We start from the raw sequence: 25118 nt of genomic DNA on the forward strand, positions 1-25118 counted from the left end.
GAGGATACCTGGAGGGGCTGAACCAATGAATAAAGGGAAACTGAAACAAATACTGCTGATAACAGACGGGTGTTCCAATCATGGCGAAGATCCGGTCGCGATGGCTGCTCTTGCAAAAGAACAGGGGATTACCGTTAATGTCATTGGAATACTGGAAGAAAACATTGTTGACCAGGATGCGATAAATGAAATCGAAGGAATTGCAATGTCCGGGGGCGGAGTGAGCCAGGTGGTGTATGCTGAACAGCTGTCACAGACGGTTCAAATGGTCACCAGACAGGCGATGACTCAAACTCTGCAGGGTGTTGTGAACTCTGAACTGCAGCAGATTCTGGGCAAAAAAGTGACAATGGAGGAGCTCTCCCCCGAAAAACGGGGCGAGGTCATGGAAGTAGTCGATTTGCTTGGAGAAACAATCGGCATGGAGATCCTGATTCTTGTTGATACAAGCGGAAGCATGAAACCCAAGCTTCCGACCGTTAAAGAGTCGCTGCTTGATTTATCAATCAGCCTGAATTCGAGAATAGGAGAAAATCAATTTTCCGTGTCTGTATTTCCTGGGAAAAAGGAAGAAGTCGAAACGGTCCTTGAGTGGACGCCGAAACTTGAATCTCTCTCTTCTATTTTCCCGAAGCTGACAACAGGAGGCATTACGCCTACGGGACCCGCCATTCGCGATGGCATCCATTCGTTTAAGAAAAAGCGTTCGTTAAGGAGCCTGCTTTCAGATGATGAACAATACTTCAATGAATCAAACATGTAATCTTCTGCCCGGCACTGTCGTTGAAGGAAAGTGGCATCATAACAAGTACCGCATTGTAAAGCCGCTTGGACAGGGTGCTACAGGGATCGTTTACTTGGCAGAAGGGAAAAGTGGACTTGCCGCTTTGAAGGTAAGCGGGAACAGCATGTCCATTACGTCTGAAGTGAATGTTCTTAAGCACTTTTCAAAGGTCCAGGGGAGTTCCCTTGGGCCTGCTTTAGTTGATGTAGATGACTGGATCCATCCAAGAACGGGGGAGCGGGTTCCGTTCTATGTGATGGAATATATAAGCGGAAAGCAGTATCTGGATTTCATCAGCAATCAGGGAATGGAATGGATAGGAGTCCTGACGGTTCAGCTGCTGTCGAATTTAGAGGAGCTGCACAGGGCCGGATGGGTATTCGGCGACTTGAAGCCTGAAAATCTGATGGTGGCAGAACGGCCGGTAAAGCTGCGGTTTATTGACGTCGGGGGCACAACTCTGAATGGAAGGTCGATCAAGGAGTTTACCGACTTTTTTGACAGAGGGTACTGGGGTCTCGGCACCCGCAGGGCTGAGCCGTCCTACGATTTGTTTGCGGCTGCCATGATCGTTATTAACTCTGTCCATCCCAAACGGTTTAAAAAGCAGGATGAGGGCGGCAGACAGCTCCTGGAAGTCATTCAGGACCACCCCTATTTAAGAAAGCATTCAGCTGTTTTGAAAAAAGCGTTATTGGGAAAATACCAATATGCCGCTGATATGAAAAAAGACTTTCTGACGTCGCTCTATGAGCAGGGTTCAGCAGTGCAAAAACAGCAGAAGAGCCGCGTGCAGACAGGACAGGCTCAAGCGGCAAAACCGTCTCAGGTGCATGGACGGCAAAGCAGAACGTCCAAACAGGCGAAAGCGGGGAGGCCCGGGCCGTCAGGCAATGCCGCAAGTCAGGGGCCGGTCCGTGTAAAAGCAAAAAAGAGAAGCAGGGCAGGAGGATGGGTAGAAACCATCATGATCCTTGCCGCACTGTGCATTATCTACTCGTTTTACGTCTATCACTATCTGATGTAGCGTGAATTTATGGTAAATATGTGAACGGGGGACTTCTTTTTTGCAGGGCTGAAAGCTGTCATGATAGTATGAAGGTACGCAAAGACTATGCTATAAAAGAGGAATGCCATGCTAGAACGTTTCAGACGTTTTCTTACACACTATGGAGTGAAAGACACAGCAGTCGTGATAGGTGTATCAGGAGGTCCTGATTCACTCGCCCTGCTTCATTTATTTATCCGGCTTAGGTCCGAATTCGGCCTGAGTCTTGCTGTCGCTCATGTTGATCACATGTTCCGGGGAGCTGAATCCGCTCTTGAAATGGGATTTGTAAAGGACTTTTGCAGGAACCATGATGTTCTGTGCGAAGCTGTGCAGATCGATGTACCGAAGTATGCGGAGGAAAACCCTGAAATGAGCCTTCAGAGCGCGGCAAGAGAATGCCGCTATTCCTTCTTCGAAAGTGTCATGAAGAAGCATCATGCCCCGTTCATAGCTTTAGGCCATCATGGCGATGATCAGATTGAGACGATTCTGATGAGAATGACAAGGGGCAGCGCGGGAACAGCGCTTGCCGGGATACCGGAACAAAGGGAGTTTGCAGGTGGAAGCATTATCCGGCCCCTGCTTTCAGCTGATAAAAGGGAAATCCTCGAATACTGCAGCCTGAACCATCTGGCTCCAAGGTTTGACCCAAGCAACGAAAAGCTTGATTACACCCGAAACCGCTTCCGTAAACAGGTTCTTCCATTCCTGAAGGAAGAGAACCCGAAAGTGCACGGGAGATTTCAGTATTTCAGCAGGACTTTCAAAGAAGATGAAGAGTTCTTACAGGAATTATCGAAAGAAAAGTTGAATACAGTATTGAAAAGGAAAGAAAAGCACGAAGCCGAACTCGATATCGATTTGTTCAACACCCTGCCTATGCCTTTACAAAGAAGATGTATTCAACTAATATTAAACTATCTTTATGAAGACCAACCATCTTCCCTTTCTTCTATACATATTGAGAGTCTACAATCCTTACTCTCGCATACACATCCTTCCGGTTCACTAGATTATCCAGACGGCCTTAAAGTAATCAAATCCTACCAAACGTGTTTGTTTACTTTTGAACAAATAAAGGACCAGTCATTTTCAAGGACAGTGCAGATCCCGTCAAGCACAGTACTTCCAAACGGGCATCTCCTCACTTGTGAGATCATCAGCGGAAAGCCTGATGAATGGATAGCTGGAAACGATGTGTTCGTCATGCCGGCCAAGTCTTTGACCAAGCCTCTGCTTATCCGTACCAGAAGGCAGGGCGATAAAATCAAACTCAAGGGCATGAACGGTACGAAAAAAGTAAAAGATATATTTATTGATGCAAAAGTACCGGTCCATAGAAGGAACAGCTGGCCTGTTTTAGAAGATGGCAGCGGCAAGATCCTTTGGCTTCCCGGCCTTAAAAAGTCTTCATTTGAAGATGCCGGGTGCGGCGCAGGTGACTACGTTGTTTTGCAATATAAAGAGCAATGATTTTGTAGGGGGCAACTTGTAATGAAGCAGGATATCGAAAAAGTATTAATAACAGAAGAAGAAATCAGCCGCAAGGTAAAGGAACTTGGAGCGCAGCTTACTGAAGAGTACAATGACCGCTTCCCTCTTGCTATCGGAGTGCTGAAAGGCGCTATGCCGTTTATGGCAGATCTGCTGAAGAACATTGATACATACTTGGAAATGGACTTTATGGATGTTTCGAGTTATGGTACTTCTACAGTATCTTCCGGTGAAGTGAAAATCCTGAAAGACCTTGACACTTCAGTAGAAGGCAGAGACATCCTGATTATTGAAGATATCATCGACAGCGGGCTTACACTGAGCTACCTTGTAGAGCTTTTCCGCTACCGCAAGGCAAAAACGATCAGCATTGTGACGCTTCTTGATAAGCCAACAGGACGCAAAGCGGATATTCAGGCTGATTATGTGGGCTTTGAAGTGCCGGATGCATTTGTTGTAGGGTATGGACTTGACTACATCGAACGCTACCGCAACCTTCCTTATATAGGAGTTCTGAAGCCTGAAATTTACGAAAATAAGTAATTGCTGCATTTGTCAAGTACCAAAACGGCCAATCAGTTGTATTGGAATGATTTTCTATGATACTATTTAAAATAGTTGTGTTTACTGTGGGAGGAGGTAAGGAATGAATCGGATCTTCCGTAATACCATATTTTATTTGCTAATCTTTTTAGTGGTTATTGGAGTCGTCAGTTTTTTCCAGGGAAACAACACAAAAACTGAGCCATTAACTTACAGTACGTTCATTTCCAAACTTGAAGCTGGTGACGTGAAAGAAATTACGATACAGCCGCTTCGCGGAGTATATGAAGTAAAGGGCCAGCTGGATGATTATAAAAAAGATGAGCTGTTTGTAACACATGTACTGAGCGACAAAGCTCTGGACCGTGTGGATGCTGCAGCGCAGGGCAAAACAAGTGTTAAATTTGTTCCTGCAGAAGAAACGAGCGGATGGGTAACATTCTTTACATCCATCATACCGTTTGTCATTATCTTTATTCTTTTCTTCTTCCTGCTCAACCAGGCTCAGGGCGGCGGAAGCCGTGTCATGAATTTCGGCAAGAGCAAAGCGAAGCTCTACAGCGAAGAAAAGAAAAAAGTGCGCTTCAAGGATGTTGCCGGTGCTGATGAGGAAAAACAAGAGCTTGTCGAAGTTGTTGAATTCCTTAAAGACCCTCGCAAATTTGCCGAGCTTGGCGCACGTATTCCAAAAGGCGTTCTGCTTGTAGGACCTCCGGGTACAGGTAAAACTCTGCTTGCACGTGCTGCAGCAGGTGAAGCCGGCGTTCCGTTCTTCTCTATAAGCGGATCTGACTTTGTTGAAATGTTCGTAGGGGTGGGAGCTTCCCGTGTCCGCGACCTGTTCGAAAATGCAAAGAAAAATGCACCTTGTATCATCTTTATCGATGAAATCGATGCTGTTGGACGCCAGCGCGGCGCCGGTCTTGGCGGCGGCCATGACGAGCGCGAGCAGACGCTGAACCAATTGCTTGTTGAAATGGATGGATTCGGCGGAAATGAAGGCATCATCATGATTGCTGCAACGAACCGTCCGGATATTCTTGACCCGGCATTGCTTCGTCCGGGACGTTTTGACCGTCAAATCACAGTTGACCGTCCGGATCTTAAAGGCCGTGAAGCGGTGCTTGAAGTTCATGCCCGCAATAAGCCTCTGGATGACACGGTTAACCTGAAATCCATCGCAGCCCGTACACCTGGTTTTTCTGGTGCAGACCTTGAGAACCTGCTGAACGAAGCAGCGCTTGTTGCCGCACGCCGCAACAAGAAGAAAGTGGATATGACGGATATAGACGAGGCGACAGACCGCGTAATTGCAGGTCCAGCCAAGAAAAGCCGCGTTATTTCCAAAAAAGAACGCAATATTGTTGCCTATCATGAAGGCGGACATACGATTATCGGTGTAGTTCTTGATGAAGCCGATATGGTTCATAAAGTAACAATCGTGCCTCGCGGGCAGGCTGGCGGCTATGCCGTTATGCTTCCAAAAGAGGACCGTTATTTCATGACGAAGCCTGAACTTCTTGATAAAATTACAGGACTTCTCGGCGGCCGTGTGGCTGAGGATATCGTCTTCGGCGAAGTGAGCACAGGTGCGACGAACGACTTCCAGCGTGCCACTGGCATTGCAAGACGCATGGTAACTGAGTTCGGTATGAGTGACAAGCTTGGACCGCTTCAGTTCGGACAGTCCCAGGGACAGGTATTCTTAGGCCGCGACTTTAACAGCGAGCAGAATTACAGTGATGCGATTGCCCATGAAATCGACATGGAAGTACAGCGCATTATCAAAGAATGCTACGAGCGCGCTAAGAAAATCCTTACTGAAAACCGTGATAAGCTTGAACTGATTGCTCAAACCCTGCTTGAAATCGAAACTCTCGATGCAGAGCAGATCAAGCATTTAGTGGATCACGGCACACTGCCTGACCGTCCGGTTTCAGAACATGAAAAGAAAGAAGATGTAAAAGTGAACATCCTTCCAAAAAAGGATGAAGAGCAGACATCTGAGATTCACGAAGACCGAAAAGAAGACTGATCATACATCAAAACCGCATGTTCACATTGAACATGCGGTTTTTTAACGCCGTTTCAGGTTCTTCCTTTTGCATTCCGCTGTCTAAAAAGACTAAAATGAGTGAGGGAAGACAGGGCTGCACACATAAATTTTGCATAAATTTAAGTTGGCTTCATGATATGATGAAAGAGTATTGAATACAGAGAAAAAGAATTTGGATAAAGTGGTGATACATATGTTTTTAGTGCTGGATGTAGGGAATACAAATACCGTTTTAGGCGTTTTTGAAGGAGATGCTCTCAAGCATCACTGGCGCATTGAGACGACGCGCAACAAAACAGAAGATGAATTTGGCATGCTCATCAAATCCCTCTTTGAACATGAAGGCATTCATCTGACCGATATTAAAGGGATCATTATCTCCTCTGTTGTTCCGCCGATTATGTTCTCGCTTGAGCGGATGTGCACGAAATATTTCAAACAAAAGCCCCTCGTTGTCGGACCTGGCATCAAGACAGGCTTGAACATTAAATATGAGAATCCCCGTGAAGTAGGTGCAGACCGGATTGTAAATGCGGTGGCAGGCATCCATTTATACGGCGGTCCTCTGATTATTGTTGATTTTGGCACAGCGACGACCTACTGCTATATCAACGAGGAAAAACAATATATGGGCGGCGCCATTGCTCCGGGCATCAATATCTCAACCGAGGCTCTCTATTCGAGGGCAGCCAAGCTTCCAAGAATCGAAATTGCACGACCTGATGATATTATCGGCAAAAATACGGTCAGCGCTATGCAGGCGGGCATTCTTTATGGGTATGTCGGACAGGTTGAAGGTATTGTCGGGAGAATGAAACAGCAGTCTAAAGCAGAGCCTAAGGTTATTGCAACAGGAGGACTTTCAACGCTGATCGCTTCTGAGTCGAAGGTGATTGACATCGTTGATCCGTTCCTCACACTAAAAGGGCTTCAGCTGATTTTTGAACGAAACAGCATTTAATTGGAAAGGTGATAAAACATGGATTATCTTGTAAAGGCACTTGCGTTTGACGGACAAGTGCGTGCATACGCAGCCAAAACAACAGACACAGTTGGAGAGGCGCAAAGAAGGCATCAGACATGGCCAACTGCATCTGCAGCCCTCGGCCGTTCAATGACGGCTGGTGTCCTGATGGGCTCAATGCTTAAAGGCGAAAGCAAAATGACGATTAAAGTGGAGGGAGGCGGGCCTATAGGCGTGATTGTCGTTGACAGCAATGCAAAAGGCGAGGTTCGCGGCTATGTGACAAACCCTCAAACACACTTTGACCTGAATGCAAAAGGCAAGCTTGATGTAGCAAGAGCGGTTGGAACATCCGGAACGCTTTCTGTTGTAAAGGATCTTGGCATGAAAGAACATTTCACAGGTTCAGTTGAACTTGTGTCAGGTGAACTTGGCGAAGACTTTACCTATTATCTTGTCAGCTCTGAGCAGGTTCCATCATCCGTTGGGGTAGGCGTACTCGTTAACCCTGACAACACAATCCTCGCGGCAGGCGGCTTCATCATTCAGCTCATGCCAGGCACGGACGAATCAACGATTGCGGAAATTGAAAAACGGCTTGGAAGTGTAGAGCCAATCTCGAAACTGATCCAAAAAGGGCTTACGCCGGAAGAAATTCTGTTTGAGGTTCTCGGCAAAGACCACGTGAAGATTCTTGATCAGCACCCGGTTGCTTTTCACTGCCCTTGCTCACGCGAGAGAATTTCAAATGCCATTATCAGTCTTGGAGCGGATGAAATCCAAAGCATGATTGAAGAGGACGGCAAAGCAGAAGCAGAGTGCCACTTCTGTAATGAACGCTATCATTTTTCAAAAGAAGAACTGACAGAGCTGAAAGAAGAAGCGCGCTGAACATGCGGTCGGGAGATGGAGAGATGAACAGAAAAGCGGTCTGGCTGATAATCTTCGGACTCGTGATCATCAACTGTTTTACTCTGGCATATTTTCTAACAAAGGATGACAGCATCGCTGCAATCGGACCTGCTTCAAACGGAAGCTCAGAATCCATTGCATCTGTCGGAGATAAGGAAATAACAAGAGAGCAGTGGATGGCAGAGCTTGAAGATCGTTTCGGCAGGGAAACACTTGAAGAAATGATTAATTTTACGGTTGTTGAGGAGCTTGCTGAAAAGCATGACATCCGCATCCCTGATGAGGAGCTTGAACGTGAGCTTACGATGTATAAGTCCATGTACAATTCACTCGACAACGAGCACCTTTCAGAAGACGGAGAACTGCGCGAACAGATCAGGTACAGTATGCTTCTTGAAGAGCTTCTGACAAAAGATGTTGAAATACCGGAGAAGGAATTGAAGGCTTATTACGAGTCCAATCAAGATCTCTATTCCATTAAAGATACGTATCACCTTTTTCACATCGTGACAAAGACAGAAGCGGAAGCGAAAAAGGTAATCGAAGAGCTTGAGGGCGGTTCGAGCTTTGAAGCGCTCGCTGCGGAAAAATCAATCGATGAGTTTTCTGCAAACGAGGGCGGAGACCTTGGTTATGTTTCATCAGAAAACGATTATCTGCCTGCTCAATATATCGAAGAAGCTGAAATGCTGAAAAAAGATAAGTGGAGCAAGCCGATCAAAAGTGAAAGCGGCTATTCTGTCATCCTTCTGAAAGAGAAGGTTAATGGCGTGCAGTACTCATTTGAAGAAGCCAAGAACCAGATCAGACGGCAAATTGCCCTTGAGCAGATGGAATCAGCCGTTTCTGTAAAACCTTTATGGGAAGAAGCGGGAGTAACGTGGTTTTACGGCAGCGGCACATCTGAATAAGAAACAGAATTGAGTATTTTGCCCTATCCGAGAAGTAAGAAAAGATTGACAATTCAGACTGAGGTTTGGTACATTCTTTTTAAAGCCAATAAAAATACTCGGAAATAGAGGTGGTCAGATTGACGCGTGTAGCAAATTCTATACACGAACTGGTTGGGGAAACACCTATTGTCAAATTAAACCGCATTGTAGATGAAAACAGTGCAGATGTATATTTAAAGCTTGAGTTCATGAACCCTGGAAGCAGTGTAAAAGACCGCATAGCACTTGCGATGATTGAAGCTGCCGAAGAAAAAGGTCTTCTTAAAGAAGGCGATACAATCATTGAACCGACAAGCGGAAATACAGGCATCGGGCTTGCAATGGTTGCAGCTGCAAAAGGGATTAAGGCAATTCTTGTTATGCCTGAAACAATGAGCATGGAGCGCCGCAACCTTCTTCGGGCGTATGGTGCCGAGCTTGTTCTTACTCCTGGTCCTGAGGGCATGGGCGGAGCTATCAGAAAAGCGGAAGAACTTTCAAAAGAGCATGGCTATTTCATGCCTCAGCAGTTCAAAAATGAAGCAAATCCTGAAGTTCACCGCCGTACGACAGGTCCTGAGATTGTCAGTCAGATGGGCGGCCAGCTTGATGCATTCATAGCAGGAATCGGAACGGGCGGAACCATTACGGGTGCCGGCGAGGTCCTTAAAGAAGCTTATCCTGATATAAAAATCTATGCGGTGGAGCCTGCTGACTCACCTGTCCTTTCTGGAGGAAAACCGGGTCCTCATAAAATCCAGGGCATCGGAGCAGGATTTGTTCCGGATATCTTAAAAACGGATATTTACGACGGTGTCATTCAAGTGAAAAATGAAGAAGCTTTTGAAGTGGCGCGGAAAGCGGCAAGAGAAGAGGGTCTTCTTGGAGGCATTTCTTCCGGTGCAGCGATTAAAGCAGCCCTTCAAGTAGCGAAAGAGCTTGGTAAAGGCAAAAAGGTTCTTGCCATTATCCCAAGTAACGGGGAAAGATACTTAAGCACGCCGCTTTACCAATTTGATTAATCAAGAAACAGCCCTTGGGCTGTTTTTTTGTTTTTGGGAGAAATTTTCAACATGTATTCTTCCGCCCTTTTATGTAAAATGAACTTATGAGTTTTTAAGGAGAGGGTTAAGCATGCACCTTGAGAGAAAACCGCTTGCAAAGAAAGCGGCTTACAATCTTGATTTCTTCAGACAATATCAGCATCTATCCAGAAACGAGGAGCGTCACGCGATCCTTGAAAGCGGCAGGGGCGGCCGGTACAGCATCGCGGGCCTTCACCCGGCAGCGGTCATTAAAGGGAAAGATTCGGTCCTTTCAATCCAGACAAAGAGCGGAACTGAACAGCGGACAGGAAATATTCTTGATGAGTTCAGGAGCTGGTTCAGTCAGTTTAACACCGTAAAGAATGATGAGCTTCCGGATTTCCAGGGAGGGGCGATCGGTTTTTTCAGCTATGATTGTGTAAGAGTGTTTGAGAAGCTTGAAAGCCGTTCGATTGACGATCTTGAAACACCGGATCTATATTTTCTCCTTTTTGATGATCTGGCCGTTTATGATCATCAGACAAAGGAAATCTGGTTCATTACCCATTATTCATCTGAAGCTGACCTAAAAGAGGCGCAAAACAGAATAGCTGAAATGGAAAAGAGCTGGTTTGAAAAACAGACAGCTGCATTTCTTCATAAGCCAGCAGGCGGAACCGGAAATCCTGCATCCCCGCACCGGTTTACAAAAGAGTCGTTTATGGATGCTGTTGAAACAATTAAGGAATACATCGCAAACGGAGATGTTTTTCAGGTGAACCTGTCTGTCAGGCAGACTGAACCTCTGAAGGTGCATCCGCTTAAAGTGTATGAAACCCTGAGGGAAGTAAATCCATCGCCGTATATGGCTTACCTGGATCTGCTGGATTTCCAGATTGTCAGCGGCTCGCCTGAGCTATTGGTAAAAATAGACGGCGAACACGCAAGCACAAGGCCGATTGCGGGAACAAGGTCAAGAGGGGAAAGTGAAGAAGAAGATCAAAAGCTTGCCTCGGAACTGATTGAAAATGAGAAAGAACGTGCCGAGCACGTTATGCTTGTCGATCTTGAACGGAATGACCTTGGAAGAGTATGCAAATACGGTACGGTCGAAGTAAACGAGTTTATGGTCATCGAAAAATATTCACATGTGATGCATATCGTTTCAAATGTCCGCGGCCTGCTTGCAGAAGGAAAAGATTATATGGACGTCCTTAAAGGTGTTTTTCCGGGAGGGACGATTACGGGAGCTCCCAAAATCAGAACGATGGAAATTATTGAGGAGCTTGAGCCGACAAGAAGAGGCATTTATACAGGATCGATCGGCTGGATTGGGTATAATGGAGATATGGAAATGAACATTGTCATCCGCACGCTGCTTGCGAAGGACGGACATGCCTATATCCAGTCTGGAGCCGGAATTGTCATCGATTCCAATCCTAAACACGAATATAAAGAATCGCTTAAGAAGGCGCAGGCCTTGCTTAGGGCGAAAGAGCTGAGCGAAGAAGAGACTATGACAGTATGAGGTGAGAGAGAATGATTTTAATGATTGATAACTATGATTCGTTTACGTTTAACCTGGTGCAGTATTTAGGGGAGCTTGGGGAGGAGCTTACCGTTCGCAGGAACGATGAGATCACGCTCGATGAAATTGAAGAGATGGCTCCGGATTTCCTCATGATATCTCCTGGCCCGTGCAGTCCGAATGAAGCTGGAATCAGCATGGCTGCCATTGAGCGCTTTGCGGGAAAAATTCCGATTTTCGGAGTTTGTCTTGGACATCAATCCATCGCGCAGGTTTTCGGGGGAGATGTTGTCCGCGCAGAACGCCTGATGCACGGAAAAACATCCGAAATGCACCACGACGGCAAAACGATCTTTCAAGATATTGAAAATCCATTTACAGCTACCCGCTATCATTCACTTATTGTGAAAAAAGAAACACTGCCTGACTGCTTTGATATCACAGCCTGGACCGAAGAAGGCGAAATCATGGCAATCCGCCATAAAACACTGCCGGTTGAAGGCGTGCAGTTCCACCCGGAGTCAATCATGACATCCTTTGGGAAAAATCTGCTCGGCAACTTCATTAAAACGCACCGGCCTGCTGAAAAAATCTGATGTATATTTACCTGAACTCCGAATTCATTCAGGCAGAGGATGCCAGGATCTCTCCCTTTGACCACGGGTATCTTTATGGTCTTGGGGTGTTTGAAACGTTCAGAGTCTATAAGGGGCATCCATTTTTGCTGAATGATCACATGAGCAGGCTGCAAAAAGCCATGGGAGAGCTGAATATTCAGTTGGATGATTCCGGCCTGAATATAGAAGAGGTCATTCAGCATCTGCTTCTGCTTAACGATCTGCAGGATGAGGATGTATCGGTGCGCCTTAACGTATCAGCGGGGGACGGCGGACTGATGTTCGGTGCACTGGAATATCGTGAGCCCACTGTCATGATGTTTATGAGGAAACTGCCGGAGCTGCCGGCTGACCTTGAAAAACGAGGGGTGCTTCTGTCTGTTCCGAGAAATACGCCTGAAGGAAAAGAACGAATCAAGTCCCATCATTATCTGAACAATGTTCTGGCGAAGCGTGAAGCAGGAAATGATCCTTCGGTTGAAGGGATTTTTCTTACGAAAGACGGGTTTGTGGCAGAAGGGATTGTCTCAAATCTCTTCTGGGTAAAAGATGAGTGTGTGTATACACCTTCTCTGGATACAGGGATCTTGAACGGCATCACCCGGCAGTTCGTCATCCGCTGTCTGGAAAAAGAGGAAATGAGATGGGTGGAAGGCAGTTTTACAGCAGATGAGCTGCTTCAGGCTGATGAAGTATTTGCCGTGAACTCTGTTCAGGAAATCATTCCGCTGAAAGAAATTGGCTCTAGCGTTTTTTCAGGAAAGAATGGCGCTGTAACGCAAACACTAAAAAGGATTTATAAGCAAAGCAGAATGCTGAAAAGCAGAGAAGAGCTGTAAAGGATTGATGAAAAATGGACACCATTTTAGCTGATGATAAAAAGGATCTGATCTGCGGACCGTACCGATTAAATCCTTATGAAAAGACATTGATTATGGGGATTTTGAATCTGACGCCTGACTCCTTTTCGGATGGAGGCAGGTTTAACCGCATAGAGACGGCGCTTGCCCACGCGAAGGAAATGATTGCAGACGGAGCGGATATCATTGATGTCGGGGGAGAGTCGACACGCCCAGGCGCGGATTTTGTCCCTGCTGAAGAAGAAATCCGGAGAGTTGTTCCAATTATTAAAGAGCTTTCTAAAGAAATCAGTGTTCCAATCTCCATTGATACTTACAAAGCAGAAGTGGCAGAGCAGGCTGTTCTTGCCGGAGCAACGATTCTAAACGATGTATGGGGGGCAAAAGCAGATCCTGAGATGGCTGCTGTTGCTGCAAAGTACGATGTGCCGATTATCCTCATGCATAACCGGCCGGAACGGAATTACAACGCGCTGATTCCGGACATGATCTCGGATTTGAATGAAAGTGTCTCGATCGCCAAAATAGCAGGTGTCAAGGACAGCAAAATTATTCTTGACCCGGGCATCGGGTTTGCGAAGACGATGGAGGATAATCTTGAGGTCATGAGAAATCTGGAGACTTTCACTCAATTGGGGTATCCGGTCCTGCTCGGAACATCAAGAAAATCCTTCATCGGCCGCATACTTGATCTCCCGCCTTCTGATAGAATGGAGGGTACAGGGGCTACAGTGTGCCTCGGAATCGAAAAAGGATGCAGCATTGTGAGGGTGCATGATGTGAAAGGAATTGCAAGAATGGCAAAAATGATGGATGCCATGATTGGAAAAGGAGCGGCTGAGCTTGGATAAAATTTTTGTGAACGGGATGGAGTTTTACGGGTATCATGGTGTTTTTCCTGAAGAGACGAAGCTCGGCCAGCGTTTTCGGGCTGACCTGACCATTGAGCTTGATTTAAAGCAGGCAGGGCAGACAGATGATCTGCAGCATACGGTCAATTATGCTTCGCTTTATAAAATTTGCAGGGGTGTTGCTGAAGGAAAGCCGTTCAAGCTTGTAGAAGCTGTCGCCGAGAAAATCGCGGCGGATGTTCTTGAAGAATTTCAGCAGGTAAGCTTCTGCACAGTAAAACTTTACAAGCCGGACCCGCCTATTCCCGGCCATTACGACTATGTTGCCGTGGAGATCAGGAGAGGACGCTCATGAACAGAGCCTTTCTTGCTCTTGGCAGCAACATCGGAGACAGAGAGCGCTATTTAAAAGATGCGATCCTGAGCTTGAATGAACATTCTTCTATTAAGGTGGAGGAAATTTCCTCTATTTATGAGACAGATCCGGTGGGTTATGAGAATCAGGATGCATTTTTAAATATGGTGCTCTCCGTCCGCACAGATCTGACAGCGTTTGAGCTGCTGTCTGTCATGCAGGGAATTGAACAGAGTCTCGGAAGAAAAAGGGACATCAGGTGGGGTCCCCGGACTTTGGACCTTGACATTTTACTCTATAATCATGAAAATATTGAAACAGAGCAACTAATTATTCCACACCCTAGGATGTTAGAGCGTTCGTTCGTATTAATCCCGTTATATGAGATAGACCAGAATATTCATATACAAGCAAGCAATCAGCCGCTTTCAGTCATAATCGATCAACTACCGGACAAAGAAGGGGTACGAATATGGAAGCAGCAGAAAAATGGGGAAGACGTATTCGCGCTTTTCGAAAATTAAAAGGATTTACCCAGGAAGGGTTTGCAAAAGACCTTGGCATATCCGTGTCTGTTTTAGGGGAGGTTGAACGCGGGAACAGGCTTCCGAATGATCAGCTTATTGAAGAAGTAGCGGCCGCGCTGAACGTCACGGTAGAAGAGCTTTCACCGAGAGAGTAAGGCCCTGAAAGGAGGTAACCCGATGTTTAATATCGGCGATATCCAATTGAAAAACCGCGTTGTCCTTGCGCCTATGGCCGGAGTCTGCAACTCGGCATTCCGCCTTACGGTGAAGGAATTCGGAGCGGGACTTGTCTGCGCTGAAATGGTCAGTGATAAAGCCATCCTTCTTAACAACGCAAGAACGATGGACATGCTCTACATTGATGAGCGTGAAAAGCCGCTCAGCCTCCAGATCTTCGGAGGAGAAAAAGAAACACTTGTAGAAGCTGCCAAGTTCGTTGATAAAAACACTACGGCCGATATCATTGATATCAATATGGGCTGTCCTGTTCCGAAAATCACAAAATGTGATGCAGGGGCTAGGTGGCTGCTTGATCCGGATAAAATCTATGACATGGTTTCTGCCGTTACAGATGCAGTAGATAAACCGGTTACCGTGAAAATGCGCATTGGATGGGACGACCAGCATATCTTTGCTGTCAAGAATGCGCAGGCTGTAGAAAAAGCCGGAGGCAAGGCAGTAGCTGTTCACGGGCGTACAAGAGTTCAAATGTATGAAGGAACGGCAGATTGGGCTATCATTAAAGAAGTAAAAGAATCTGTCGGCATTCCGGTTATTGGGAACGGGGATGTAGAAACACCTCAGGATGCCCAGAGAATGCTTGATGAAACAGGTGTTGACGGCGTGATGATCGGCCGTGCCGCACTGGGGAACCCCTGGATGATTTACCGTACGGTTCACTATCTTGAAACGGGTGAACTGATCAGCGAACCTTCAGTACGCGAAAAAATGGATGTATGCAAACTGCATCTCGACCGTCTGGTTGCCCTTAAAGGCGAAAAAACAGCTGTCAGAGAAATGAGGAAGCATGCTGCATGGTACTTGAAAGGAATCAGAGGGCATGCCATTGTAAGAAATGCCGTAAATACGACAGAAACAAGAGACGAGATTGTGAACCTGCTTGATGAATTTACATTGCAGGCAGAATCGAAAGAACAAAGCAGCATACAGGCAGGCTGAACTGCCTTTCCCCGCAGCGATTGCACACTGCCAGTTTGAACTGGCAGTTTTTCTGCATTCGCCGCTATAATTGACTAACAAGCCTTATAGAGGACAGGAGCTGATTTTTTTGAGTAATGAAGAATTAACCCATGAAGAATTAAATGACCAGCTGAAAGTAAGACGGGAAAAGCTGAGTGTACTGCGTGAGAAGGGTCTCGATCCGTTTGGAAAACGTTTTGAGCGTACTGGATACACAGCACAGCTCGTTCGCGAATACGGCGAAATTTCTAAAGAAGACCTTGAGGAAAGATCTATTTCTGTCACGCTGGCAGGAAGAATCATGACAAAACGCGGCAAAGGAAAAGCTGGATTTGCCCACGTTAAGGACATTGAAGGTCAGATTCAGATTTATGTGCGCAAGGATGCAGTCGGTGATGAGCAGTATGAATTGTTCAACACAGCTGACCTTGGAGACATTGTCGGTGTTACAGGCGTTATGTTTAAAACGAAAGTCGGCGAGCTTTCCATTAAGGCTACAAGCTTTGAGCTTTTAACTAAGTCTCTTCGTCCGCTTCCTGATAAATTCCATGGCTTAAAAGACATTGAACAGCGCTACCGCCAGCGTTATCTCGACCTCATCATGAATGATGAAAGCAAAAGCACGTTCATTGCACGCAGTAAAATTATTCAATCTATGCGCCGCTACCTTGACCAAAACGGCTACCTTGAAGTTGAGACGCCAACGATGCACACCATTGCAGGCGGAGCTTCAGCACGTCCGTTCGTGACACATCACAATGCTCTTGATATGCAGCTTTACATGCGGATTGCAATTGAGCTTCACCTTAAGAGACTAATAGTGGGCGGCCTTGAAAAGGTATATGAGATTGGCCGTGTTTACAGAAACGAAGGAATCTCTACCCGTCATAATCCTGAGTTCACAATGATTGAACTTTATGAGGCTTATGCAGACTACAAAGATATCATGTCTTTGACAGAAAACCTGATTGCCCATATTGCCAAAGAAGTAACAGGCTCTACAAAAATCACATACGGTGAACATGAAATCGATCTTCAGCCGGAGTGGAAGAGACTTCACATGGTTGATGCGATCAAAGAGCGCACCGGTGTAGATTTCTGGGCTGAAATGTCAGTGGAAGATGCAAGAGCGCATGCGGCTGAGCATGACGTGGAAATCAACAAAAACATGACGGTCGGCCATATCATCAATGAATTCTTTGAGCAAAAAGTGGAAGAGCATCTGATTGAGCCTACTTTTATCTATGGCCACCCGGTTGAAATTTCGCCTCTTGCCAAGAAGAACGATGAAGACCCTCGTTTTACAGACAGATTTGAATTGTTCATCGTTGCCCGTGAGCATGCAAATGCATTTACTGAGCTGAATGATCCTATTGATCAAAAAGAACGCTTTGAAGCGCAGCTGCAGGAAAGAGAACAAGGAAATGACGAAGCGCACATGATGGATGAAGACTTTATTGAAGCACTGGAGTATGGAATGCCTCCAACAGGCGGTCTTGGGATTGGAATTGACCGTGTAGTCATGCTTCTGACAAACTCCGCTTCTATTAGGGACGTCCTTCTGTTCCCTCATATGAGACACCGTTAAATACACATGAAAACCTCCGCTGTTTCGGCGGAGGTTTTTTATTTTTATTTTTTATAAAAAAAGCCTTGCTTAATAGTGTCTGCGGTGATATATTATTAAACGTTGCCGCAAAAAACGGCGACGGCGAGAAATAAAAAAAGTGAAAAGAGTGCTTGACTTAATAACTGAGATTTGATATTATTATAAAGCTGCTCTTGAAGCAAATGATCTTTGAAAACTAAACAAAACCAAAAGCGTACCAAACGTTTTAATTTTTTTAAGTCAGCAACATTTATGAGTCACAAATTTTCTTCGGAGAGTTTGATCCTGGCTCAGGACGAACGCTGGCGGCGTGCCTAATACATGCAAGTCGAGCGGACCTCTTCGGAGGTCAGCGGCGGACGGGTGAGTAACACGTGGGCAACCTGCCTGTAAGACTGGGATAACTCCGGGAAACCGGAGCTAATACCGGATACTATGTCAAACCGCATGGTTTGACATTCAAAGACGGTTTCGGCTGTCACTTACAGATGGGCCCGCGGCGCATTAGCTAGTTGGTGAGGTAATGGCTCACCAAGGCGACGATGCGTAGCCGACCTGAGAGGGTGATCGGCCACACTGGGACTGAGACACGGCCCAGACTCCTACGGGAGGCAGCAGTAGGGAATCTTCCGCAATGGACGAAAGTCTGACGGAGCAACGCCGCGTGAGTGATGAAGGTTTTCGGATCGTAAAACTCTGTTGTCAGGGAAGAACAAGTGCCGGAGTAACTGCCGGCACCTTGACGGTACCTGACCAGAAAGCCACGGCTAACTACGTGCCAGCAGCCGCGGTAATACGTAGGTGGCAAGCGTTGTCCGGAATTATTGGGCGTAAAGCGCGCGCAGGCGGTTTCTTAAGTCTGATGTGAAAGCCCCCGGCTCAACCGGGGAGGGTCATTGGAAACTGGGAAACTTGAGTGCAGAAGAGGAGAGTGGAATTCCACGTGTAGCGGTGAAATGCGTAGAGATGTGGAGGAACACCAGTGGCGAAGGCGACTCTCTGGTCTGTAACTGACGCTGAGGCGCGAAAGCGTGGGGAGCGAACAGGATTAGATACCCTGGTAGTCCACGCCGTAAACGATGAGTGCTAAGTGTTAGAGGGTTTCCGCCCTTTAGTGCTGCAGCTAACGCATTAAGCACTCCGCCTGGGGAGTACGGTCGCAAGACTGAAACTCAAAGGAATTGACGGGGGCCCGCACAAGCGGTGGAGCATGTGGTTTAATTCGAAGCAACGCGAAGAACCTTACCAGGTCTTGACATCCTTTGCCACTTCTAGAGATAGAAGGTTCCCCTTCGGGGGACAAAGTGACAGGTGGTGCATGGTTGTCGTCAGCTCGTGTCGTGAGATGTTGGGTTAAGTCCCGCAACGAGCGCAACCCTTGATCTTAGTTGCCAGCATTCAGTTGGGCACTCTAAGGTGACTGCCGGTGACAAACCGGAGGAAGGTGGGGATGACGTCAAATCATCATGCCCCTTATGACCTGGGCTACACACGTGCTACAATGGATGGTACAAAGGGCTGCGAGACCGCGAGGTTTAGCCAATCCCATAAAACCATTCTCAGTTCGGATTGCAGGCTGCAACTCGCCTGCATGAAGCTGGAATCGCTAGTAATCGCGGATCAGCATGCCGCGGTGAATACGTTCCCGGGCCTTGTACACACCGCCCGTCACACCACGAGAGTTTGCAACACCCGAAGTCGGTGGGGTAACCGCAAGGAGCCAGCCGCCTAAGGTGGGGTAGATGATTGGGGTGAAGTCGTAACAAGGTAGCCGTATCGGAAGGTGCGGCTGGATCACCTCCTTTCTAAGGATATGAGGTCGCTTTTGGTTTTTGTTTAGTTTTGAGAGATCATTCTCTCTATATGAAAGAAGGCGGTCATTCCTGATCTGCCGGTTGTTCTTTGAAAACTGGATAACGTAATTGATAACAAGTAATTCACTGAGATTACGCTTACCATAGTGATTTTCTTAGACTTTACAGTCTAAACAAACGATTGACCAATTTTGGTTAAGTTATGAAGGGCGCACGGTGGATGCCTTGGCACTAGGAGCCGATGAAGGACGGGACTAACACCGATATGCTTTGGGGAGCTGTAAGTAAGCTTTGATCCAGAGATTTCCGAATGGGGAAACCCACTGTTCGTAATGGAACAGTATCTTTACCTGAATACATAGGGTACTGAAGGCAGACCCGGGGAACTGAAACATCTAAGTACCCGGAGGAAGAGAAAGCAAATGCGATTTCCCAAGTAGCGGCGAGCGAAACGGAATCAGCCCAAACCAAGAGGCTTGCCTCTTGGGGTTGTAGGACACTCTATACGGAGTTACAAAGGAACGGGGTAGATGAAGCGGCCTGGAAAGGCCTGTCATAGAAGGTAAAAACCCTGTAGTCGAAACTTCGTTCCCTCCAGAGTGGATCCTGAGTACGGCGGGACACGTGAAATCCCGTCGGAATCCGGGAGGACCATCTCCCAAGGCTAAATACTACCTAGTGACCGATAGTGAACCAGTACCGTGAGGGAAAGGTGAAAAGCACCCCGGAAGGGGAGTGAAAAGATCCTGAAACCGTGTGCTTACAAGTAGTCAGAGCCCGTTAACGGGTGATGGCGTGCCTTTTGTAGAATGAACCGGCGAGTTACGATCCCGTGCAAGGTTAAGTTGATGAGACGGAGCCGCAGCGAAAGCGAGTCTGAATAGGGCGAATTAGTACGTGGTCGTAGACCCGAAACCAGGTGATCTACCCATGTCCAGGGTGAAGTTCAGGTAACACTGAATGGAGGCCCGAACCCACGCACGTTGAAAAGTGCGGGGATGAGGTGTGGGTAGCGGAGAAATTCCAATCGAACTTGGAGATAGCTGGTTCTCTCCGAAATAGCTTTAGGGCTAGCCTCGAGTATGAGAGTCTTGGAGGTAGAGCACTGATTGGACTAGGGGCCCTCATCGGGTTACCGAATTCAGTCAAACTCCGAATGCCAAAGACTTGCTCCTCGGGAGTCAGACTGCGAGTGATAAGATCCGTAGTCAAGAGGGAAACAGCCCAGACCGCCAGCTAAGGTCCCAAAGTATACGTTAAGTGGAAAAGGATGTGGAGTTGCTTAGACAACCAGGATGTTGGCTTAGAAGCAGCCACCATTTAAAGAGTGCGTAATAGCTCACTGGTCGAGTGACTCTGCGCCGAAAATGTACCGGGGCTAAACGTATCACCGAAGCTGCGGACTGTTCTTTCAGAACAGTGGTAGGAGAGCGTTCTAAGGGCGTCGAAGCCAGACCGGAAGGACTGGTGGAGCGCTTAGAAGTGAGAATGCCGGTATGAGTAGCGAAAGAGGGGTGAGAATCCCCTCCACCGAATGCCTAAGGTTTCCTGAGGAAGGCTCGTCCGCTCAGGGTTAGTCGGGACCTAAGCCGAGGCCGAAAGGCGTAGGCGATGGACAACAGGTTGATATTCCTGTACCACCTCCTCACCATTTGAGCAATGGGGGGACGCAGGAGGATAGGGCAAGCGCGCTGTTGGATATGCGCGTCCAAGCAGTTAGGCCGGGAAGTAGGCAAATCCGCTTCCCATATAAGGCTGAGCTGTGATGGCGAGGGAAATTTAGTACCGAAGTTCCTGATTCCACACTGCCAAGAAAAGCCTCTAGCGAGGTGAGAGGTGCCCGTACCGCAAACCGACACAGGTAGGCGAGGAGAGAATCCTAAGGTGAGCGAGAGAACTCTCGTTAAGGAACTCGGCAAAATGACCCCGTAACTTCGGGAGAAGGGGTGCTTTTTAGGGTGAATAGCCCTGAAAAGCCGCAGTGAATAGGCCCAGGCGACTGTTTAGCAAAAACACAGGTCTCTGCGAAGCCGCAAGGCGAAGTATAGGGGCTGACGCCTGCCCGGTGCTGGAAGGTTAAGGGGAGAGGTTAGCGCAAGCGAAGCTTTGAACCGAAGCCCCAGTAAACGGCGGCCGTAACTATAACGGTCCTAAGGTAGCGAAATTCCTTGTCGGGTAAGTTCCGACCCGCACGAAAGGCGTAACGATCTGGGCACTGTCTCAACGAGAGACTCGGTGAAATTATAGTACCTGTGAAGATGCAGGTTACCCGCGACAGGACGGAAAGACCCCGTGGAGCTTTACTGCAGCCTGATATTGAATTTTGGTACAGCTTGTACAGGATAGGTAGGAGCCTTGGAAGCCGGAGCGCAAGCTTCGGTGGAGGCATTGGTGGGATACTACCCTTGCTGTATTGAAATTCTAACCCGCAGCCCTTACCGGGCTGGGAGACAGTGTCAGGCGGGCAGTTTGACTGGGGCGGTCGCCTCCTAAAATGTAACGGAGGCGCCCAAAGGTTCCCTCAGAATGGTTGGAAATCATTCGCAGAGTGTAAAGGCACAAGGGAGCTTGACTGCGAGACCTACAAGTCGAGCAGGGACGAAAGTCGGGCTTAGTGATCCGGTGGTTCCGCATGGAAGGGCCATCGCTCAACGGATAAAAGCTACCCCGGGGATAACAGGCTTATCTCCCCCAAGAGTCCACATCGACGGGGAGGTTTGGCACCTCGATGTCGGCTCATCGCATCCTGGGGCTGTAGTCGGTCCCAAGGGTTGGGCTGTTCGCCCATTAAAGCGGTACGCGAGCTGGGTTCAGAACGTCGTGAGACAGTTCGGTCCCTATCCGTCGTGGGCGCAGGAAATTTGAGAGGAGCTGTCCTTAGTACGAGAGGACCGGGATGGACGCACCGCTGGTGTACCAGTTGTCTTGCCAAAGGCATCGCTGGGTAGCTATGTGCGGAAGGGATAAGTGCTGAAAGCATCTAAGCATGAAGCCCCCCTCAAGATGAGATTTCCCATCACATTTGTGAGTAAGAACCCTGAAAGATGATCAGGTTGATAGGTCTGAGGTGGAAGCGCGGTGACGTGTGGAGCTGACAGATACTAATCGTTCGAGGACTTAACCACAGTCTAACTAAGCGTAAATTGCACGTGAATCTTGTTATCAAACGTTACTCAGTTTTGAAAGAATAACTCTTTCAACAAAAATGCATATTGTCTGGTGATGATGGCAAAGAGGTCACACCCGTTCCCATGCCGAACACGGAAGTTAAGCTCTTTAGCGCCGATGGTAGTTGGGGGTTTCCCCCTGTGAGAGTAGGACGTTGCCAGGCTGTATGTTTATAAGAGCACGCAAGTGCTGTATGGAGGATTAGCTCAGCTGGGAGAGCATCTGCCTTACAAGCAGAGGGTCGGCGGTTCGAGCCCGTCATCCTCCACCATATGATTTTATGACATGCTTTTTATAAATGCCGGTGTAGCTCAATTGGTAGAGCAACTGACTTGTAATCAGTAGGTTGGGGGTTCAAGTCCTCTCGCCGGCACCACTAGGTTTGTTATATATGTGCCATTAGCTCAGTCGGTAGAGCATCTGACTTTTAATCAGAGGGTCGAAGGTTCGAGTCCTTCATGGCACACCATTTTTCCTTAATATGCGGGTGTGGCGGAATTGGCAGACGCGCTAGACTTAGGATCTAGTGTCTTTGACGTGGGGGTTCGAGTCCCTTCACCCGCATGATATTGCGGAAGTAGTTCAGTGGTAGAACACCACCTTGCCAAGGTGGGGGTCGCGGGTTCGAATCCCGTCTTCCGCTCTTTGAATACGCCGGGGTGGCGGAACTGGCAGACGCACAGGACTTAAAATCCTGCGGTAGGTGACTACCGTACCGGTTCGATTCCGGTCCTCGGCACCACACACATTTTTATATGCGCCCGTAGCTCAATTGGATAGAGCGTTTGACTACGGATCAAAAGGTTATGGGTTCGACTCCTATCGGGCGCGCCATATTACGGGAAGTAGCTCAGCTTGGTAGAGCACTTGGTTTGGGACCAAGGGGTCGCAGGTTCGAATCCTGTCTTCCCGACCATTTCCATTTTTATTCGGGGCCTTAGCTCAGCTGGGAGAGCGCCTGCCTTGCACGCAGGAGGTCAGCGGTTCGATCCCGCTAGGCTCCACCAATTAATTTTAAAAAAGTTGTTGACTTAACCAGTCGGCAATGGTATGATTTAAAAGTTGCTCAACTGGGCAGCAAATGATCTTTGAAAACTAAACAAAACCAAAAGCGTACCAAACGTTTTGAATTTTTTAAGTCAGCAACATTTATGAGTCACAAATTTTCTTCGGAGAGTTTGATCCTGGCTCAGGACGAACGCTGGCGGCGTGCCTAATACATGCAAGTCGAGCGGACCTCTTCGGAGGTCAGCGGCGGACGGGTGAGTAACACGTGGGCAACCTGCCTGTAAGACTGGGATAACTCCGGGAAACCGGAGCTAATACCGGATACTATGTCAAACCGCATGGTTTGACATTCAAAGACGGTTTCGGCTGTCACTTACAGATGGGCCCGCGGCGCATTAGCTAGTTGGTGAGGTAATGGCTCACCAAGGCGACGATGCGTAGCCGACCTGAGAGGGTGATCGGCCACACTGGGACTGAGACACGGCCCAGACTCCTACGGGAGGCAGCAGTAGGGAATCTTCCGCAATGGACGAAAGTCTGACGGAGCAACGCCGCGTGAGTGATGAAGGTTTTCGGATCGTAAAACTCTGTTGTCAGGGAAGAACAAGTGCCGGAGTAACTGCCGGCACCTTGACGGTACCTGACCAGAAAGCCACGGCTAACTACGTGCCAGCAGCCGCGGTAATACGTAGGTGGCAAGCGTTGTCCGGAATTATTGGGCGTAAAGCGCGCGCAGGCGGTTTCTTAAGTCTGATGTGAAAGCCCCCGGCTCAACCGGGGAGGGTCATTGGAAACTGGGAAACTTGAGTGCAGAAGAGGAGAGTGGAATTCCACGTGTAGCGGTGAAATGCGTAGAGATGTGGAGGAACACCAGTGGCGAAGGCGACTCTCTGGTCTGTAACTGACGCTGAGGCGCGAAAGCGTGGGGAGCGAACAGGATTAGATACCCTGGTAGTCCACGCCGTAAACGATGAGTGCTAAGTGTTAGAGGGTTTCCGCCCTTTAGTGCTGCAGCTAACGCATTAAGCACCCGCCGGGGAGTACGGTCGCAAGACTGAAACTCAAAGGAATTGACGGGGGCCCGCACAAGCGGTGGAGCATGTGGTTTAATTCGAAGCAACGCGAAGAACCTTACCAGGTCTTGACATCCTTTGCCACTTCTAGAGATAGAAGGTTCCCTTCGGGGGACAAAGTGACAGGTGGTGCATGGTTGTCGTCAGCTCGTGTCGTGAGATGTTGGGTTAAGTCCCGCAACGAGCGCAACCCTTGATCTTAGTTGCCAGCATTCAGTTGGGCACTCTAAGGTGACTGCCGGTGACAAACCGGAGGAAGGTGGGGATGACGTCAAATCATCATGCCCCTTATGACCTGGGCTACACACGTGCTACAATGGATGGTACAAAGGGCTGCGAGACCGCGAGGTTTAGCCAATCCCATAAAACCATTCTCAGTTCGGATTGCAGGCTGCAACTCGCCTGCATGAAGCTGGAATCGCTAGTAATCGCGGATCAGCATGCCGCGGTGAATACGTTCCCGGGCCTTGTACACACCGCCCGTCACACCACGAGAGTTTGCAACACCCGAAGTCGGTGGGGTAACCGCAAGGAGCCAGCCGCCTAAGGTGGGGTAGATGATGGGGTGAAGTCGTAACAAGGTAGCCGTATCGGAAGGTGCGGCTGGATCACCTCCTTTCTAAGGATATGAGGTCGCTTTTGGTTTTTGTTTAGTTTTGAGAGATCATTCTCTCATATGAAAGAAGGCGGTCATTCCTGATCTGCCGGTTGTTCTTTGAAAACTGGATAACGTAATTGATAACAAGT

The 25118-nt window shown here is 47.9% G+C and carries 18 protein-coding genes, 9 tRNA genes and 4 rRNA genes; all 31 read left to right on the forward strand.

The genetic code is table 11. From position 1 onward, the window contains the following. Positions 1-25 precede the first annotated feature (25 nt). The 31 genes from JOJ89_RS00420 to JOJ89_RS00570 all read left to right on the forward strand — a co-directional run bounded on the left by JOJ89_RS00420 (position 26) and on the right by JOJ89_RS00570 (position 24990). Positions 26-763, forward strand: a complete 738-nt coding sequence (locus JOJ89_RS00420; protein ID WP_203289323.1) for a VWA domain-containing protein — start codon at positions 26-28, stop codon at positions 761-763. Continuing rightward, positions 729-1811 carry a protein kinase domain-containing protein gene (locus JOJ89_RS00425; protein WP_203289324.1) on the forward strand — a complete coding sequence of 361 codons (1083 nt, stop codon included), beginning with the start codon at positions 729-731 and terminating at the stop codon, positions 1809-1811. The genes JOJ89_RS00420 and JOJ89_RS00425 overlap by 35 nt, the downstream gene beginning before the upstream one ends. A 108-nt stretch (positions 1812-1919) precedes the next feature. After that, entirely contained in the window at positions 1920-3308 is a 1389-nt protein-coding gene (gene tilS / locus JOJ89_RS00430; RefSeq protein WP_203289325.1) for a tRNA lysidine(34) synthetase TilS, read from the forward strand. A 21-nt stretch (positions 3309-3329) separates the two neighbouring features. After that, on the forward strand, positions 3330-3872 hold the full coding sequence (hpt, locus tag JOJ89_RS00435; protein ID WP_029286095.1) for a hypoxanthine phosphoribosyltransferase: 543 nt from the start codon (positions 3330-3332) through the stop codon (positions 3870-3872). A gap of 103 nt (positions 3873-3975) precedes the next feature. Next, positions 3976-5907: an ATP-dependent zinc metalloprotease FtsH gene (gene ftsH / locus JOJ89_RS00440; RefSeq protein WP_203289326.1), complete on the forward strand. Its 1932-nt coding sequence runs from the start codon at positions 3976-3978 to the stop codon at positions 5905-5907. A gap of 214 nt (positions 5908-6121) precedes the next feature. After that, positions 6122-6889, forward strand: coding sequence for a type III pantothenate kinase (locus tag JOJ89_RS00445; RefSeq protein ID WP_029286099.1), 768 nt, complete (start codon positions 6122-6124; stop codon positions 6887-6889). An 18-nt stretch (positions 6890-6907) separates the two neighbouring features. Then, entirely contained in the window at positions 6908-7783 is an 876-nt protein-coding gene (gene hslO, locus JOJ89_RS00450; RefSeq protein WP_203289327.1) for an Hsp33 family molecular chaperone HslO, read from the forward strand. A 23-nt stretch (positions 7784-7806) separates the two neighbouring features. Continuing rightward, positions 7807-8715 carry a peptidyl-prolyl cis-trans isomerase gene (locus tag JOJ89_RS00455; RefSeq protein WP_203289328.1) on the forward strand — a complete coding sequence of 303 codons (909 nt, stop codon included), beginning with the start codon at positions 7807-7809 and terminating at the stop codon, positions 8713-8715. 119 nt (positions 8716-8834) lie between these two features. Beyond that, positions 8835-9758: a cysteine synthase A gene (cysK, locus tag JOJ89_RS00460; protein ID WP_029286105.1), complete on the forward strand. Its 924-nt coding sequence runs from the start codon at positions 8835-8837 to the stop codon at positions 9756-9758. A 112-nt stretch (positions 9759-9870) separates the two neighbouring features. Beyond that, complete coding sequence (gene trpE, locus JOJ89_RS00465; protein ID WP_203289329.1) at positions 9871-11289, forward strand: anthranilate synthase component I; 1419 nt, start codon at positions 9871-9873, stop codon at positions 11287-11289. A gap of 11 nt (positions 11290-11300) precedes the next feature. Further along, complete coding sequence (gene pabA / locus JOJ89_RS00470; protein ID WP_029286109.1) at positions 11301-11885, forward strand: aminodeoxychorismate/anthranilate synthase component II; 585 nt, start codon at positions 11301-11303, stop codon at positions 11883-11885. Further along, a complete protein-coding gene (gene pabC / locus JOJ89_RS00475) occupies positions 11885-12745 on the forward strand; it encodes an aminodeoxychorismate lyase (RefSeq protein WP_203289330.1) in 861 nt (286 codons plus the stop codon). Before pabA ends, pabC begins: the two co-directional genes overlap by 1 nt. Before the next feature lie 14 nt (positions 12746-12759). Further along, entirely contained in the window at positions 12760-13617 is an 858-nt protein-coding gene (gene folP, locus JOJ89_RS00480; protein ID WP_029566251.1) for a dihydropteroate synthase, read from the forward strand. Continuing rightward, a complete protein-coding gene (gene folB / locus JOJ89_RS00485) occupies positions 13610-13972 on the forward strand; it encodes a dihydroneopterin aldolase (RefSeq protein WP_029566252.1) in 363 nt (120 codons plus the stop codon). The genes folP and folB overlap by 8 nt, the downstream gene beginning before the upstream one ends. Then, on the forward strand, positions 13969-14496 hold the full coding sequence (gene folK, locus JOJ89_RS00490; protein ID WP_029286116.1) for a 2-amino-4-hydroxy-6-hydroxymethyldihydropteridine diphosphokinase: 528 nt from the start codon (positions 13969-13971) through the stop codon (positions 14494-14496). The genes folB and folK overlap by 4 nt, the downstream gene beginning before the upstream one ends. Continuing rightward, entirely contained in the window at positions 14445-14654 is a 210-nt protein-coding gene (locus JOJ89_RS00495) for a helix-turn-helix domain-containing protein (protein WP_029286118.1), read from the forward strand. The genes folK and JOJ89_RS00495 overlap by 52 nt, the downstream gene beginning before the upstream one ends. Before the next feature lie 22 nt (positions 14655-14676). Beyond that, a complete protein-coding gene (gene dusB, locus JOJ89_RS00500; protein ID WP_029286120.1) occupies positions 14677-15678 on the forward strand; it encodes a tRNA dihydrouridine synthase DusB in 1002 nt (333 codons plus the stop codon). A 109-nt stretch (positions 15679-15787) separates the two neighbouring features. Beyond that, positions 15788-17287, forward strand: a complete 1500-nt coding sequence (lysS, locus tag JOJ89_RS00505) for a lysine--tRNA ligase (protein WP_029286122.1) — start codon at positions 15788-15790, stop codon at positions 17285-17287. A gap of 288 nt (positions 17288-17575) precedes the next feature. After that, a 16S ribosomal RNA gene (locus JOJ89_RS00510) occupies positions 17576-19113 on the forward strand. Positions 19114-19315: 202 nt separating this feature from the next. Then, positions 19316-22247 (forward strand): 23S ribosomal RNA (locus JOJ89_RS00515). A gap of 90 nt (positions 22248-22337) precedes the next feature. Continuing rightward, positions 22338-22453 (forward strand): 5S ribosomal RNA (gene rrf / locus JOJ89_RS00520). Positions 22454-22485: 32 nt separating this feature from the next. Next, positions 22486-22561, forward strand: a tRNA-Val gene (locus tag JOJ89_RS00525). Positions 22562-22590: 29 nt separating this feature from the next. Next, positions 22591-22666, forward strand: a tRNA-Thr gene (locus JOJ89_RS00530). Between the two features lie 17 nt (positions 22667-22683). Next, positions 22684-22759: transfer RNA gene (locus JOJ89_RS00535), tRNA-Lys, on the forward strand. Positions 22760-22773: 14 nt separating this feature from the next. Continuing rightward, positions 22774-22854 (forward strand) — tRNA-Leu (locus tag JOJ89_RS00540). Positions 22855-22861: 7 nt separating this feature from the next. Then, positions 22862-22933: transfer RNA gene (locus JOJ89_RS00545), tRNA-Gly, on the forward strand. Positions 22934-22943: 10 nt separating this feature from the next. After that, positions 22944-23032 (forward strand) — tRNA-Leu (locus JOJ89_RS00550). A 15-nt stretch (positions 23033-23047) separates the two neighbouring features. Continuing rightward, a tRNA-Arg gene (locus tag JOJ89_RS00555) sits at positions 23048-23124 on the forward strand. Between the two features lie 5 nt (positions 23125-23129). Next, positions 23130-23206: transfer RNA gene (locus JOJ89_RS00560), tRNA-Pro, on the forward strand. A gap of 15 nt (positions 23207-23221) precedes the next feature. Then, positions 23222-23297 (forward strand) — tRNA-Ala (locus tag JOJ89_RS00565). A gap of 159 nt (positions 23298-23456) precedes the next feature. Then, positions 23457-24990: ribosomal RNA gene (locus JOJ89_RS00570) — 16S ribosomal RNA — on the forward strand. The 16S, 23S and 5S rRNA genes sit together here with 9 tRNA genes alongside, the layout of an rRNA operon. Positions 24991-25118 lie beyond the last annotated feature (128 nt).

This window comes from Metabacillus sp. cB07 (assembly GCF_016839225.1).
In the GTDB taxonomy this organism is placed as follows: Bacteria; Bacillota; Bacilli; order Bacillales; family Bacillaceae; genus Bacillus_P; species Bacillus_P indicus.

What these genes read in the sequence shown, in the direction of transcription:
- JOJ89_RS00420 (WP_203289323.1), top strand. Translation starts at nt 26, where the DNA reads ATGAATAAAGGGAAACTGAAACAAATACTGCTGATAACAGACGGGTGT.
- JOJ89_RS00425 (WP_203289324.1), top strand. Translation starts at nt 729, where the DNA reads ATGATGAACAATACTTCAATGAATCAAACATGTAATCTTCTGCCCGGC.
- tilS (WP_203289325.1), top strand. Translation starts at nt 1,920, where the DNA reads ATGCTAGAACGTTTCAGACGTTTTCTTACACACTATGGAGTGAAAGAC.
- hpt (WP_029286095.1), top strand. Translation starts at nt 3,330, where the DNA reads ATGAAGCAGGATATCGAAAAAGTATTAATAACAGAAGAAGAAATCAGC.
- ftsH (WP_203289326.1), top strand. Translation starts at nt 3,976, where the DNA reads ATGAATCGGATCTTCCGTAATACCATATTTTATTTGCTAATCTTTTTA.
- JOJ89_RS00445 (WP_029286099.1), top strand. Translation starts at nt 6,122, where the DNA reads ATGTTTTTAGTGCTGGATGTAGGGAATACAAATACCGTTTTAGGCGTT.
- hslO (WP_203289327.1), top strand. Translation starts at nt 6,908, where the DNA reads ATGGATTATCTTGTAAAGGCACTTGCGTTTGACGGACAAGTGCGTGCA.
- JOJ89_RS00455 (WP_203289328.1), top strand. Translation starts at nt 7,807, where the DNA reads ATGAACAGAAAAGCGGTCTGGCTGATAATCTTCGGACTCGTGATCATC.
- trpE (WP_203289329.1), top strand. Translation starts at nt 9,871, where the DNA reads ATGCACCTTGAGAGAAAACCGCTTGCAAAGAAAGCGGCTTACAATCTT.
- pabA (WP_029286109.1), top strand. Translation starts at nt 11,301, where the DNA reads ATGATTTTAATGATTGATAACTATGATTCGTTTACGTTTAACCTGGTG.
- pabC (WP_203289330.1), top strand. Translation starts at nt 11,885, where the DNA reads ATGTATATTTACCTGAACTCCGAATTCATTCAGGCAGAGGATGCCAGG.
- folP (WP_029566251.1), top strand. Translation starts at nt 12,760, where the DNA reads ATGGACACCATTTTAGCTGATGATAAAAAGGATCTGATCTGCGGACCG.
- folK (WP_029286116.1), top strand. Translation starts at nt 13,969, where the DNA reads ATGAACAGAGCCTTTCTTGCTCTTGGCAGCAACATCGGAGACAGAGAG.
- JOJ89_RS00495 (WP_029286118.1), top strand. Translation starts at nt 14,445, where the DNA reads ATGGAAGCAGCAGAAAAATGGGGAAGACGTATTCGCGCTTTTCGAAAA.
- dusB (WP_029286120.1), top strand. Translation starts at nt 14,677, where the DNA reads ATGTTTAATATCGGCGATATCCAATTGAAAAACCGCGTTGTCCTTGCG.